This is a genomic window from Pedobacter sp., assembly GCF_035566355.1.
In the GTDB taxonomy this organism is placed as follows: domain Bacteria; phylum Bacteroidota; class Bacteroidia; order Sphingobacteriales; family Sphingobacteriaceae; genus Pedobacter.
Map to the genome: position 1 here is coordinate 1 of NZ_DATMRL010000159.1, position 15607 is coordinate 15607.

Consider the following 15607-nt stretch of genomic DNA (forward strand, 5'->3'; position numbering starts at 1 on the left):
CAAATCCATCAGGTCCCACCAATATGGATAAAAGGATGTGTTGTAAAAAGACTGGACCATTAATAGATTGGTCTTTGAGGCATATACCTCTTTTTGGAGGAAATCTTTGGCATGTAAAACGGCCTTGGAGAGCCACGAAGAATCCTTTGTTAGTTTGTAGGATGCCAGTTCCTGCGTCCAGTCAGGAATATTTACAGAATAACCTGCAGATTTTCTGGGCAGCCCCCCTGGCATGGCTACTTGTGTTAACCACGGGTTTTTCCCGCCCAGCAGCTGATGTAAAGCTTCAAAATAAGCCGTATTGAACTGGATGTTCTTATAGGGGTTCAGCTCCATTGAGGCCGGAGTTAGATTAAAAGGCTCCCCCATGGCCCTTGCCCACCTGAAGGCACTACGGGACAAGGTGTATTCTATGGTAGGTAGCGCACGTCTGATGTAAAGATCTTCATCCCGGTTTAGCACTGCCGCAGAGATAACGGCCAGCGGTGCAGCCTGTGCAACTGTTGGTGAGATCTTCGGTTCAGCTTCTATATCATAAAAACCTTTCAGTGCAGTATCCCATCCTGAAGCATCGTCATTTTTAATAAGATCGATGATATTAAATGCAGCATTTGTTAGGGAGGTAGAATCTTGCAGGCGATAATCCTTTACCTGATAAATGTTATTTGAAATGTATTCGAGTCCAGCATTCCAGTTGCCTGAAACTGCACCAATATTAAATGTCCGCTTTAATGTCTCTCCATTTAAAAGTTTAGAATCCGTAAGTCCCAGAAGCGGTGCAAATGCAGCAGGCTGAATCGTATTGAGCTCTCCTTTTAACAAAAAGCCAATACGGGAGGTCGTGTCCTGCGCCCAGTCTAATGAAAAGTCAGTCAAAGAACCTGTTACAAATAGGCTCAGCGGCTTGTTATTTTTCGTGAGCTCTACGATGGCCAAAGGTTGTGGGGTCATTGCCCCTGGAACCAGTACAGGAAACTCAGTTATCCGTTTATAGTTGAACATTGGCGGAAGCTGTACATTTTTCACACTGCCATCCGGGACACCCTGGAAGGCGGAAGTTCCAAAACTGTAAAAACCATCTTCCGTGGCTGAATATTGTAAAGCCAGCTCAAAATGAGCCGTTCCAGGTTTTAATTTCCATGTTCCCGTAACTTGCGTTCCATCTGCTGCCGTATACGTTACGGCAAGTTCACCCGGAGATGTTTGCGTCACCGAAGAAGGTGTACACAATAAAAGTTTTCCGGAAAGGAAAGGATTTCTGAAGCCAATCTGATCAAAGGTTTGATAGGTTTTTCCATTTACAGTGAACGTACTTATACTGACGGAGTCCTTCCAGGAAGCATAATATTCTGTGAATTTGATTTTCGGGGTTTTGGATTTAACCAGGAAGACCCTGTGTTCTTCTATATTCTGACCGACGCCAGTCCACTGCCCATCTTGAAAAACTTCCGTTACCGCAGCGATCCGGACTTTACCTGCGTTGTCTGTTGCCTGTTTAAAACTTAACCTGATCCGGTCATTAGCCAGGGTACCAATTACCGTTTCATTTACCCCAACCACTGATGGCGCGGGCGCATTTACTACGGCATGATTTTCATTAACCTGCACCGGAGTAATGTAAAATGGCTGGAGATTTACATTGCCATCATTTGGGTTAAAGGCCGTATCTGTTGTGAAAAATAGAGCATCACAGCGAGCAAAGCCTAAGGTCGTGTTCTTTAACCTCAGCAAGTTATTACCAGCTTGCAGACTTGCCACACCTACTTTTTCCCAGCGATAACCATCCTGAAGGTGCTTTCCTGATTCAGATGCCATGTCCTGATCATTACAGATCAAACGATATCTCCGGGTCCCGGGGCTGTTTTGGGCATAGTCCCTTGATCTGGTCCAGGCTACGTAGTTGGCTGCATTTGTGATTTTGATCACCGTAAAAGCATCGGACTTCGGATCTTTAGAAGAGGAAGCCAATAAAGCGCCTTTTCCCAAGACATTTGTCCCCGTTTCCTTACTTATCGTCCAGTCTCCAGGGAACTGAAAATCTTCAGCCTGGATGAAATAATTTTGTCCGGTCTGCGCCATAGCTTTTCCTGAAGTAAGAACCTCAAAGATTGCCATCGAACTGAGCATAAGCAGATAGCTGATTGCGTTTAATTTTTTCATTGGAATATAAATTTGTTTTTCAATTGGAATGAAGCTATCATGAGCAATATTCATCGCTATTTGTGAGTGTTTGTCCATGATGGTTTCATCTTTAATAGTTTATTTCAATAACTCTTAAACAATATGGCCCGATTTCCACTGTCCATGAACCTTTAGCAGACAATTGTTCTTGTGACTTCATAAATACAGCCTTTTTTATGCCTGTTACCTGAACACCAGGAATCTTTTCCGGATCAAAATGAACCTGAGTCTTCAAAATTTGATCACTACTGTTCATCAGAATTAGAAAACATTTCTTTTGGTCGCGGTTAATCGCTTCTGCATAGTCCAGATAAGGGCTATCCGCTTTCAGCATACCATCACTTAATATCAGTGAGGCAGGAATGCCGTAAACCTGTCCCGGAGCAAAACCATAACTTTCATGGGGACCTACTTTGGGTGTAATAAATCCCCTTGGAAAACTGATTCCGCCCTGAGAACGCATTTCAGCTTCCGACAGGAGATAATCGGTAATCCATCCGATCTGCCACCACGCATGGTGCGGAAAACTGCCTGGCCCGGAATTCATGGCCTGCCAGTAATAGGAAGCTACATTTGTTTTCGGATCTACAAAAGCATCCCTTCCCAATACTGCCGCACGTGCCATGTCCAGGTAAATGGAGTCTTTGGTCAGTTGAAAAATTCTTACAAACAGACCGGCATGACTGGCCAGTAAGATCGGCCCCAGGGAATTTGCAGAACCTATACTGCCACCATGCTCAAAACTTAAACCCACCTGACTGATCTCCCAATCTTCGCGGCGTATGCCTTTAACCGTTTTTATTTCTTTATTTGGGATGGGGTGCGTATAAATAGAAGTCGTATAAAAACGGGCCGTTTGCACCGCTGAATTTAAATACGTTTCTTTTTTGCTGAGATCATAAAGATCCATCAGTGCCTGTGCACTTTGCACAGTGGCAAAATCTGGAACAAACCTGGCGTCGCCGCAAACACCAAGAAAATGTCCTTTTTCCACCGCATTTTTGATATACCAGTCTGCGCCTTTACAAGCGGCATCCAGATACCTCTGATCTCCGAGAATCCTGTAAGCCACCACTAATCCATAGAAAGTCGGCCGCAGGTCCTCAAGTTCAGTGAACATCTGGTTTTCAGATGCGCGATCATAAGCCACAGCCCATCCTCCGTCTGGTCTCTGCCATTGCAGCAGCCGTTCGGCACCTTGTCTTAATCTAGCCTTAAGTTGGTTATCCCCAGGTTCGAACAACAGAATATTGCCAATATCCATCATGGTATAATAGGTCAGACCTATAGGCTCTACATAGGGACCCCACTCTTCGGTAAATTTCTTTTTCTTTGATAAAAAATACTGTCCAACTGCCGCTCCCTGAAAAAAGCCGGGCTCTTCCTGCTGCTGGAGCAGTTTAAAGTTGCGGGCGAAAGGCAGTCGTTGTTTCAGCAGGACAGAATCGTTCATAATTCTCGAAAGCATCCACATTGCGCCGTAATCAGAGTTTTTCATCGCATCTTTATCTGCCCCCAATACCCCTCCAAGATATGCCTGTGCCCCTATGGTTAAACCTTTGTAGCTTTCTGTGCGCCACATAGAGGTTTGATGATCTGCAACATATTTGTGCATTGCAAGTACCCGTTCCGTGAGCGATTGCTGCGTTTGTTTCAAGCTTAAAAAATCTTTAAAATGATAAACATCATTAACTGCATGCTTAAATACAGGATACCAACCTTCAGACCGTATGGTATATCTGAAAGAGAAGCTAATGGTATCCCCTGCTTTAAGAAAAGAGCCCTTCTCTCCCAATATTGGATGATAAGCGGTTGGGGAGAGCTGTGAGGACCTGTTCATCAGAGACATGCCCAGCAGCCAGTCCTTGTGTGTATTTTTATCTTTTGCCCAGGGATCACGTCCGGTACCAGGTTCCGGGATTACAGCAATAGTGGTCCCGTTTTTTAAGCTAATTAAAGGGGAAAGCGTACTTGCAGCCCTTTCTCTGACCAATACAGGCTGGTCTGGAATCCCTTGCCCATAGGCATAAGCTTTGATGAAGTCCTTTTCCAGCGATGCCCCCTGAAAATATCCGGGAATAAGGCCCCAGGCCAATTGCTCTTGTGGGATCGCTGTGACCGTCGGACTTGCCATGGAAAAGTAGCCATCTTTTTTAGCTGTTAAAACCAGTTTAACCTGAATATCACCGGGATAATTGGGATCTATTTGCCAAAAAGCTTTCAAAGCTGCAGCTTTACCTTCTTCCGAAAAACTTAAACCATTTTTCTCACGGGTCATATGATTGGGATAGAAACTCCAGACCTGGCCAGCGGTATTCATCTGCACAGGCTTTGTTACTTCTTTCCATAAAACCGATGGGTAACGGTAAACCGATTCCGGAAAATTGATCTTTTTACCATCTTTATAGAAGATGGCCTGTGTTGTATCTGGCTGTACATCAGAATACAGCACGGTATAACAGCCATCAGGCACAGGCATATTTATCCAGCTTTCTTTACCTTTAACCGCAATCTTTGCCAGATGCCATCCTTTCGCATTCCGTTTCCATTGCAAATTTAACCCTGCTCCTTTCAATACGACGGGGTCGTCCTTTTGCCAGCTGCTATGAATGGTTAAAACCATCGACATACAAAGAAGCAGCAGAGCCTGAAAGGTCAGTTCTTTGATAAAGGATTTATATCGGCTTTTAAACATCTTATTTGTGTTATGGCTCAATAGTCAGTGTCATTTCTTTAACGGTCTCTTTCGCAGTTTTATCCACCCGGTTGGAAGCCAGGAAAGTCACTTTATAGATACCCGGTTTGGTATACGTATAAGTAAAATCAGCTATTGGAGAACTGATGTTTTTCAGTACATAGCCCACATCAGATTTAATGGAGGTTGGATCGAGCGGTTTAGAGATCACCCAGTCTTCATTGTCGTCTGCACCAACACCCCCGCCAGACATTAACAATTGTGCAGAGGTAATGGTCCATATAGCCAGTGGATTTTTAAAGCTAACTCCTACCCATCCTGCATCAGACATCACGGCCAAGGGGCTTGAGGAGCCGTCACGAACGGCACTGGCATTAAAAGTCCGGATCACCCATCGGTTCTGCTGAGCAGTGGTACTTTTTACGTCAGTATACCTGAAAGCCACAGAAACCGGTTTGCCCGAGTCAGAAAAATCGGATAAGTCAATAGCACCCGATGGTGTATTGTCTGCCCCGGTCGAAAAAGTTGCCCTGCTGCTGATATCCGTCCATTTTACATTTTTTACGGCAGCAGAATCAATCTTTCCGCTGATCTCTGTTGTGGCAAATAAAGACAGGTTATTCCTGGTTCCCGATTGTACCAGGGAAGTAAACTGAATCTGGAGCTTGCCTGGCTGACTCGTACGGTTCCTGTATTCATATTTTTTTCCCTCTTCACCAGAATAAAAAGTCAGATTATCAGGATTTCCGGAGAACCTGAACGTAATGGCCGATCCGGCCTTAAAGGTGAGTGCATCCGTAGATACATCAAATACAGGTGTATCTACATGATCCTTTGAACAGGAAGAGAGTAAAATAAGCAAGCCTGCAGTGAAGAAAATAAAGTATCTCATATATTCTGATCTAAATGATAAATAATTACCAGCCCGGATTTTGATTATTGACCCCTATATTAGGGTTCAGGACTAATTCTGAGTTAGGTATTGGAAAAAGAAGGTTTCTATCCGTTGCATTTTTTCCGGCAGAGGCAGCATACTTCCATGTTGATGGGGCACTGGCATTGATCTCTACAGCCAGGCTATTCATTTTGGAAACATACAGCCCCCAGCGTTTTAAATCGTGCTGTCTCATCCCTTCAAATGCAAATTCCCTGGCCCTTTCGTTTTGAAGTTCCTCTAGAAATTTACTTTTGCCCAGACCACTGGTCACATCGACAACTGGATCTGCAGCACCTACAGGTTTATTATGTCCTCTTCTTCTCACCTGGTTCAGATACAACTCCGCGGTTGATGTAGGTCCGCCATTCACTTCATTGGCTGCCTCTGCATACATCAGCAGTACATCTGAATAACGAAGGGCAGGAAAATCGACCGAGTTGAAATCTTTGGTTTTAGGCATAACCGTTTCATATTGCCTGCGCCATTTGCCAATATTCCGGTCATAGATCTGCGCGGCTGTCCATGCCACAGTAGTTGTTTTATTGTTGGCGGTAACATATTTAAAAGGTGCAATGCACCAGTCGCGGCGCGCATCTGTAGCATCGTATAAATTGTACATCCTGCCCGTAGCATTGATGGTTCCTGTAGCATAACCAGGATCAACAAGGTCCGTGCTGGTGATACCATTGGTAATTCCCAGGGTACCACCTTGTTGAGCATTACCGGTATTGTTGCCATAAAAACCAATCTCCCAGATACATTCTTTGGTATCGTAGATGTCTTTAGCTGCATTGATAAAAATCTGCTTATAATCTGGATTGAGCATATGCCGGCCAGAATTGATCACCAATTCAGACCACTTTAGAGCTTCAGCAGATTTGGTCTGGTCTCTTAGGGGCTCGCCCGCCATGGTAAGGCAGACTTTTGCCAGGATTCCTGCGATTGCAGATTTGGTGACACGCTCACTATAGGTAAGCCCGGCATCTGTTTGATCAGCAGGATCTTTTTTAATATCCTGTACCAATGCATAAGCAGTTGTCATGTCAAGCAGGATCTGATCGTAGACTTCTTTGACCGTTGCTCTTTTCAAGGGCTTCTCTGTCGGACTTTTGGTAGAAGTCAATTTCAGTGGTACACCGCCATAGTTGTCTACCAAAAGGAAATAGAAATAAGCCCTTAAGAATAGGGTCTCTCCTTTGATAACCCCTCTTTTTTGCTCGTCCATCACTGGTTTTTGTATATTTTCAAGGATGGCATTGGCGCGGTCAACGCCCTGGTAACAGGCTTCCCAAAACCGTCCGACATCCACTTGTGCCGCATCAAAATCAAGTACAAACAGAGAGCTGGTGGATACATTTCTATAAAAAAACTCATCACTGATCGCCAGATAGGTAAATAAACCCCTGCGGTATAATCTTTCATCCTGTAATTTGTTATATACACCAACTAAGGCCGTATTCAACTCACTTTCGGTACTGAAATAGTTTTCCGGAGTTTTAAAATCCAGCGGTGAAGTATCCAAAAATTTCTTGCAGGAAAAGATTGGAAAAAGTAAAGCGATGCACATTAAATAAATAAAACGTTTCATATCTTATTGATTATAAAGTAAGGTTAAGTCCAAAAGTGAGCGTTCTTGCCTTCGGGTAGGCCGACCAGTCGAAGCCCGGCGTAAGTGCCGAAGGCCAGGTGGAAACATCCGGATCAAGTCCGGAATAATTGGTCCAGGTATACAGGTTCTGCGCCGATGCATATACCCTCAGACTTTTTATTTTTATTCTTTTGAGCAGTGCAGTCTTAAATGAATAACCAAGAGCAACTGTTTTAAGACGGAGGTAAGAACCATCCTCTATAGTTCTGGACGAATACACCATTGGTCCCTGCCCATAGACCTTGTATAAGTCGTTGGTTTGGTTTTCAGGGGTCCACCGGTTGGCATAAGCAGCAAACATGTTTAAAGCACTCCGGTTTTCACCGCCTTCAAATTCAATCCGGTTGGCATTAAGGATATCATTACCATAAGACCATTGCAGGAAAATATTCAGATCAAACCCCTTGTAACTGAAATTATTGGACAAACCACCAGTATGTATAGGATTAGGATTCCCGATAATGGTCTGATCAAAACTGTTGACCATACCATCACCATTGATATCCTTATACTTAATAAATCCGGGTTGTATGGTTGCCCTTGATTGGCCGTTATTTGGTATATTGTCTTTTAAGACATATGTTCCATTGGCCTGCTGATTAAAATCGGCATATTGGTATACCCCATCCCATACGTAACCATAAAACTGAGCGATCGGATGACCGGGCAATGCAATGTACGGATAGGCATTATTGAAATTTCCCCAGGTAATCCTGGATAAAATAGACGGATCCTGTTCTGCCAGTTTGATCACTTTATTTTTGTTGAAAGAAATGTTGAAATTGGTACTCCAGGTGAAGTTCTTATTCTGGATGTTCACCGTATTGACTGTAAATTCCCAGCCTTTGTTACCTACCTTACCAACATTCCTGATTCCGGTCAGATATCCCTGGGAAGGTGCAAGCGAAGAATTCAACAGGAGGTCGTACGTTTTTTTATCATAGTAATCAACGGTTAAAGAAACCCTGTCTTTAAACAGGTTTACATCTAAACCAATATCTGCCTGGGCTGTCGTTTCCCATTTTAGGTTTCTATTTCCCAACAGATTTGGGATACTGCCAATAAATGGAGAATTGTTAAAATTATAACCAGAAGAGGAAATGATCTGCAGGGTAGACATACTTGCATAATCGCTAACCCTGTTGTTCCCTGTCAACCCATAACTGGTCCTCAATTTGGCGTTGGAAACATATGGAATCGACTTCATAAAAGGTTCGTCACTGAGCGTCCAGGCAAAAGACCCAGAGGGAAAATAGGCCCATTGATTTCCTTTTGCAAACTTGGAAGAACCATCTGCCCTTAAGGAAGCCGTGAAGAGATACCTGGATTTATAGCTGTAATTAACCCGGGTCAGAAAAGACATCAGCGTGGCTTCTGTCCTCATGGAAGTTAATCGGTTTGGAATACCCTCATCCAGACCACTAATACCCAATGATTCATTAGGGAGCTGAGTAGCTGAGAAACCAGAGGTAAAACCGCTTGTTTTCTGCAGGGTAAATCCGGCCAGGGCGTTGATATTATGGACTTTGTTGATGGTCTTCTTAAAGGTCAGCGTATTTTCATTCAGCAGATCTGTAATATCGATATTGTTGATAGAGCCATTGATGCCATTACTGCTGGAAAGCGGATTTCCGGCACGTGTGTTGGCGTTGTTAAAGATCTCTTTTCTGGTACTTCTTTTAGTGATCCCACCGGATGTACGGAAAGTAAAGTTTTTCAGAAACGTATATTCTCCATAAGCATTGGCCTGTAAAGCGTTCACAAAAGAAGGGTTGTATTCATTTTGTGTGGATATGACTGGATTGATGCGGTACTCAGCCGAAGGGTTTACATCCGGGTCAAAAGGCTCCGTCAGGAGCTGATCGTCTTTCAAAGGGTCACCGGTGACTGGACGGTATCCCCAAACGCTGTACATTAAGCTGGCAGTGGGGCTAACATTCCTTTCTGCAGCGATAGTCCCGTACGTTTTGGTGTAAGAATAGTTGGCATTCACCCCTACTTTAAGGTTAGGCGTAACGGTCTGGTCTAATACAACTCTACCTTGGTATCTTTTAAAACCACTGTTCAGGATAATTCCACCCTGATCCAATATAGAAGTAGAGACCGAATACCTGGTTTTATCGGTTCCACCGTTCATAGATAGAAAGTGGTTCTGCACAGGGGCAGTCCTGAATATTTTATCCTGCCAGTTTATACTCTCCACATTTTTATAGTAGTCCAGATTCCTTCCATCTTTCAGATAAATTGGCGTATACACGTCTGGATTAAACTCCAGCTGATATTTCACAAAATCGTAGGCGTTCATCATTTCCTGTTTTTTCAGGTTTTGCTGAAATCCGAAATAATTCTGATAAGTAATGGTTGGAGGTCCGATCTTTCCTTTTTTAGTCGTCACAATAATTACCCCATTGGCCCCCCTGGCACCATATATAGCCGTTGCAGATGCATCTTTTAAAATGTCAATAGATTCTATTTCCGCGGGATTGATTACATTGTTCGCAGGGTCTTCTATAGGAAAACCATCGATCACATATAGGGGCGAATTGCTTTGTGTTACGGAATTGTTTCCCCGTATTGAAATTTGAAGACCTGCGCCCGGCTGTCCGTCAGAAGCAGAAACCTGGACCCCGGCAACCCTTCCGGCCAATGCCTCTTCAAATGAAGCAACTGGTGCTTTTTGAAGATCTTCCATCTTCACCTGACTTATAGATCCGGTAAGGTCCCTTTTGGTAGAAGTTCCGTAGCCAACCACCACCACTTCATCCAAAGCATTCAGATCAGGAAAAAGTTTCACATGATAAACAAGGGACGCTGTTAAAGGCACTTCTTTAGTGATAAAACCTGTATAAGAAAAAACAAGGGTTCCTCTCAGTTCGGCGATAGAAAGTTTAAACCGACCGCTGCCATCGGTCTGCGTAACGGTAGTTGTTCCTTTTAGTTTAACGGTAACGCCAGGTATATGTTCACCTTTCTCGTCAGTCACCATTCCCGTAACTGGAGTTAATACAGACCTTTCTGGCCGGGGTGGTTTTTTACCGGCAAAAGAATAGGTAGTTGAAGAATCAGGTCCAGGATATTTTGCCGCATGCACATGCAGCAAACCCAGAATAGAGCAAATAAATACAAAGTAGAATTTCATTACATATTTGGTTAGTATAATTAATGGTATTGATCCGTACATCTTTGCAGATCAGTATTTAATGATATTATTTTATAAGAAAAGTGTTTTTTAGATGAATATCTTTAGAAGAAGAGCCAATGAGGATTTCAAAAGCCCCGGGATCATATCCAAATTTCCTGGTATTGATTTTATAATAAGAAAAGGCAGAGTGATCAAGCTTAATCGTAATGGTCCGGATTTCCCCTTTTTTGAGGAATACCTTTGAAAAACCTTTCAATTCTTTATGAGGTCTTGGCACAGGACTTAACAGTTGTCTGATATAAAGTTGAGCTACTTCCGCACCATCCCTCTGTCCGGTATTTTTGATCTGAAAACGGACCGTTACCTCCGGGTTTCCTCCTTGATCAGAAACATTCACCTTTAAACCGGAATATTGAAAAGAGGTATAAGACAATCCGAAACCAAAAGGAAACATCGGATGTACTCCTTTGGAATCATAGTAACGGTACCCTATAAACAAGCCTTCTTTATAGTTTACCCTTTTGGTATGGCCAGGATCATAGTAATTGGAAAATGCAGGATTATCTTCCCATTTTTTTTCAAAACTGACAGGGAGCTTTCCACTTGGATTGATCTTTCCGAAAAGAATTTCCGCTACTGCGGTTCCGCCCTCCTGTCCTGGATACCAGGCATGGATCAGGCCCTGAACTTTGGGCAACCATTTTTCCATGTATACATTGCCTCCGGCATTAAGTACCACAATGGTTTTAGGGTTCGCTTTTGAAATGGTACTGATCAGGCTGTCCTGATATTCAGGAAGCTCGAACGACCGGTCATTCCCTTCCCTTTCACTGCTTTCGTTAAAGCCTGTACATACAATGGCGGCATCGGCTTTTGAAGCTGCGAGAATGGCTTGAGAAAAATCCAGCACATCCGGATGCCAAGCAAAACTAATGTCGACAGGATGTGTATTTGCATAATATTCCAGTTTTACCGGATATTCCCGGCCGGCTGTAAGCTGCAGGACAATACTTTTTGTGGTGATCCCCTGCTCTTTCCAAAGATCGATGACCTTTTCTTTTCCAACTTCCAGTCTAAAGCCATCAAATCCTCTCACGGTAAACCGATAAGCCCCTGTCTTTTCCGGTTTTATGAAACCCGTCCACCGGATCGAGCAATGGTCAAAAGGAATCCCCTTGCCTTCCGCTGCGATATGCCAGCCATTGTTGATGCTGACAATCGTATCGGTTGCAATTTTCGCAGGATTACCCTCTAATTTGATGTTGTTGAAATATTCGGCTTTTAAGCCCCGGTTTCTTGCAGCAGGATCTGTAAAAAATTTAGATGAAGCAACAAGACTGGACAATACCGGTAACCCGGGAACATGGATTACTTTTATACCTTTTGAATAGTTGTGGATTCCTTCAAGAATGGAAACGGAGTGGAAAGGAAAAGTATAAGAACTTCCACCTCCGGCAATATAGGCATTAGAATTTGGTCCGATTAAGGCCAGTGTCTTTACCTTTTCTGTTAGCGGAAGAACATAGTTCTGATTTTTTAACAGTACGATCCCTCCTCTTGCCAGGTCGAGTGCCGTTTTTGCCCCTTCAGGATTATCTTTGGAAATGGTTGTGTCCAGCTGCTGCCGATCATAGAATCCAAACCTGAAGATGATGCGCAAGATCCTGCGGACTTTATCGTTGATCACTTCTTCTTTTACCAAACCTTCTTTAATTGCAATTAAAAGATCCTTGCTATTCATACGGCTTGCCCTGGGCATCTCCAGGTCCAGTCCGCCATTTGCTGCTTCAACACCGTTATAGGTAGAGGACCAGTCTGACATCACAAATCCATCAAAACCCCAGCTTTTTTTCAGAATCTCGTTATTCAGGTAACTGTTCTGCGTGGCATGGATACCATTAACAGGATTGTAACTATTCATTACCGCACCTGCCTTTCCTTCCTGAACGGCAGCCTTAAAAGCAGGTAAATAAATTTCCTGAAGTGTACGTTCATCCAGATCTGAGCTCACATTGTTCCGGTCCCACTCCTGGTTATTAGCAGCATAATGTTTTACTGTGGCTACAACACGTTCTTGTTGCAGGCCTTTAATATAATTTACGGCAATCCGGGAATTCAGAAATGGATCTTCACTAAAGTATTCAAAATTTCTGCCAGACATAGGAGCCCTTAGGATATTGACACCTGGCGCAAGTAGTATATGTACTCCGCGGGCCCGGGAGTCCCGGCCCAATTCTTTCCCAAGCTTCCTGACCAGGGTAGTGTCCCAGGTTGCGGCCGACAAGATACTGGCAGGATAAGCTACAGCTTTTCCATCTTTGTGGGTGCCTACCGGCCCATCTGTCAATTTGATCTCAGGTAGTCCTAATCTTTCTACCGGCCTAATGTAAAAGCCTTTAAAACCACCAATGTAATCCAATTTCTCCACCAATGTCATTTGAGAAAGTAATACTTCTACCCTGTTTTCCACGGGTGCTTTTGGATCTTTATATACTTGTGCACGAACAGCAGTAAAGTGAAAGGATAATAAAAGGAAAATGAAACTGGACAAATTCAAAGATAGTTTTGAGTCTTGTCTTCTGTTTACCCATAAAGAGAAATTAGTTCGGTTTCTATACACAGTTATATTTGGTTTGGTCTGGTTTGGTTTTGTACTAGACAAAACAAAAATAGGAAATATTATTAGTTTTCAAACTTTTTTTAATTTTTCTTAAAAAAGCCACATACATGATTGTAAAACAGTTTTAACCCTCCACAAATTCAATTTCATGATCAATCAAATCATTTTTTCAGTGAACTTTTCTTATTTGGTCTGGTTTGGTCGGTTTTTTTGATCATAATTCAGAAATATCAATTAATTTTGCACCACATTATTTAACAGAAAAAAATCTATGTCTAATCATTCAGATCCGGTCCATGATTCGAAAATAGCGGAAGCAGATCCATCCCCGGTCTCCGCACACCGGATGAAGTACCTTCAGCTAGCAGAGTATATCAATCATCTTATTGAGACCAATCAATTAAAGATCAACGATAGGCTACCTTCATTAAACCAGTTGATTGAAAAATTAAAGATCAGTAAAGAAACGACTCTAAAAGGCCTCAATTATCTATCGGAAAAAGGCATTATTGAATCTGAGTACAGGAAAGGTTATTATGTCAAGAAAAAAGCACAGTACCATCCATACCGTATTTGCCTGATCCTGGACAAGATGAATGTGCTCAGAGATAGAGTATATCAGTCATTCCTCGCTGCAGTTAAGGACCAGGCTGATGTAGATGTGTATTTTCATAACCATAATTTTAAGGTATTTGAAAAACTGGTAGATGAAAATCTGGCAAACTACACTCATTTCGTTATTACCACTTTTCTTCATGGCAACACCACAGAAGTACTTAACCGAATCCCAGCGCAGAAAAGGATTATTCTAGACTACCGTGAAGAAGATCTGAAGGGGGATTATACCTGCATTTATCAGGATTATAAAACCGATATCTTTGAATCCCTTACAGAACTCATGCCCCAATTGGAAAAATATTCAAGAATGGTATTAATTGCCCCACTTGAGGCTTTTCATGCAACAGAAGTGATCAAAGGTTTCGAAAATTTCTGCAAATCGGAAAAGAAAAAATATAAGATCTATCATACAGTAAATGAATCGCTATGTAAAAAGGGGGATGCTTATATTACTTTTAGCCGGTACGATCAGGATGATGTAGCCGTGATTAAACTGGCCAGAAAAAACAACTGGAAACTGGGAAAGGATGTTGGATTGATCTCTTACAACGACACTGCGGTAAAAGAAGTATTGGAAAATGGGATTACAGTGATCAGTACTGATTTTAATAAAATGGGAGAAGAAGCAGCTAAAGCCATATTGACCAAGGAAGTGGTCCAGATGCGTGATCCGGCCAAGGTTATTTTAAGAAACTCTTTGTAAAGTTATAAACTCCATATTAATTAGGGACACTTAAAAGGGTATAATGAGATCATACAACATTTTTTATAAAAACGGCAACACTTTTGTATACTTGTTTTTCAAAAACAATAAACAAATCTCAATTTTAGACCGTTATATTTTTAATGACTGTAAATATCAAACATATTATACCAGACCAATTTGTTCTGTTTAAAGCCCTTGAATCTGCAAATACAGGAATTGTCATTACCGACAATCTTTTGCCCGATAACCCAATTATTTATTGTAATCCGGCATTTGAACGGATTTCAGGATACTCCAGAGAAGAAATTATAGGACACAATTGCCGTTTTCTACAAAATAAAGACCGAAACCAGGAAGCGAGGTTCAAAATACAGAGTGCGATATCGAAGGGAGAAAACTGCGTAGTCGAACTTCGCAACTATACGAAATCCGGCCAATTGTTTTACAATGAACTCTACCTATCTGCCGTAAAAAATGAACAAGGACAAGCAACCCATTTTATTGGCATCCAAAATGATATCACGGCGAGAAGAAAGGTAGAACAGGCGCTGGAAATGAATTACGAAGAGACAGAACGCAAAGTTTTGGACCGTACAAGAATGCTGAAAGAAAGCGAAGAATATCTTTCAAGTATAGTAGAAACCATCAGAGAAAGTTTGCTGGTCATGGACAAGGATTATCACATATTAAGTGCTAACAATCATTTCCTGAATACCTTTAAAGTCTCTATAAATGAGACCAAAGGAAAGCTGCTATATGAATTGGGTAACGGACAGTGGAATATTCCTGAGCTCAAAAAGATGATGCTCGAAATACTACCGACAAATAATCCGGTGTTGGATTACGAGGTCGAACATGAATTTCCGCACATTGGTAAAAAACTGATGTTACTGAATGCTCACCGTGTAGAATTTGAAGGTCAGTTTAAGGACAGAATCCTTCTGGCCATAGAAGACATCACAGAGCGAAAAGCTATTGAACAGCGCAAAGACGACTTTTTATCTATAGCCAGCCACGAATTGAAAACACCCCTGACCACAGTGTTGGGATATATGCAAAT

7 protein-coding genes and 1 pseudogene are annotated in these 15607 nt (G+C 42.4%); 2 read left to right on the top strand and 6 right to left on the bottom strand.

Annotation, left to right across the window (positions count from 1 at the left end):
* The 6 genes and pseudogenes from VNZ46_RS06265 to VNZ46_RS06290 all read right to left on the bottom strand — a co-directional run.
* Positions 1–2160, bottom strand: a pseudogene (locus tag VNZ46_RS06265) (hypothetical protein); the annotation flags it as partial.
* A 91-nt stretch (positions 2161–2251) separates the two neighbouring features.
* On the bottom strand, positions 2252–4876 hold the full coding sequence (locus VNZ46_RS06270) for a glycerophosphoryl diester phosphodiesterase (protein WP_325559242.1): 2625 nt from the start codon (positions 4874–4876) through the stop codon (positions 2252–2254).
* A gap of 10 nt (positions 4877–4886) precedes the next feature.
* Complete coding sequence (locus VNZ46_RS06275) at positions 4887–5768, bottom strand: DUF5017 domain-containing protein (RefSeq protein ID WP_325559243.1); 882 nt, start codon at positions 5766–5768, stop codon at positions 4887–4889.
* Between the two features lie 25 nt (positions 5769–5793).
* A complete protein-coding gene (locus VNZ46_RS06280) occupies positions 5794–7401 on the bottom strand; it encodes a RagB/SusD family nutrient uptake outer membrane protein (protein ID WP_325559244.1) in 1608 nt (535 codons plus the stop codon).
* 10 nt (positions 7402–7411) lie between these two features.
* A complete protein-coding gene (locus VNZ46_RS06285) occupies positions 7412–10600 on the bottom strand; it encodes a TonB-dependent receptor (RefSeq protein ID WP_325559245.1) in 3189 nt (1062 codons plus the stop codon).
* A 67-nt stretch (positions 10601–10667) separates the two neighbouring features.
* On the bottom strand, positions 10668–13223 hold the full coding sequence (locus tag VNZ46_RS06290; protein WP_325559246.1) for a beta-glucosidase: 2556 nt from the start codon (positions 13221–13223) through the stop codon (positions 10668–10670).
* Positions 13224–13494: 271 nt separating this feature from the next.
* On the opposite strand from VNZ46_RS06290, the gene VNZ46_RS06295 reads away from it, so the two are divergent.
* Positions 13495–14544, top strand: coding sequence for a GntR family transcriptional regulator (locus VNZ46_RS06295; protein ID WP_325559247.1), 1050 nt, complete (start codon positions 13495–13497; stop codon positions 14542–14544).
* Between the two features lie 143 nt (positions 14545–14687).
* On the top strand, positions 14688–15607 hold a 920-nt coding region (locus tag VNZ46_RS06300), incomplete at its 3' end, for a PAS domain S-box protein (protein WP_325559248.1).

What these genes read in the sequence shown, in the direction of transcription:
- VNZ46_RS06270 (WP_325559242.1), bottom strand. Translation starts at nt 4,876, where the DNA reads ATGTTTAAAAGCCGATATAAATCCTTTATCAAAGAACTGACCTTTCAG.
- VNZ46_RS06275 (WP_325559243.1), bottom strand. Translation starts at nt 5,768, where the DNA reads ATGAGATACTTTATTTTCTTCACTGCAGGCTTGCTTATTTTACTCTCT.
- VNZ46_RS06280 (WP_325559244.1), bottom strand. Translation starts at nt 7,401, where the DNA reads ATGAAACGTTTTATTTATTTAATGTGCATCGCTTTACTTTTTCCAATC.
- VNZ46_RS06285 (WP_325559245.1), bottom strand. Translation starts at nt 10,600, where the DNA reads ATGAAATTCTACTTTGTATTTATTTGCTCTATTCTGGGTTTGCTGCAT.
- VNZ46_RS06295 (WP_325559247.1), top strand. Translation starts at nt 13,495, where the DNA reads ATGTCTAATCATTCAGATCCGGTCCATGATTCGAAAATAGCGGAAGCA.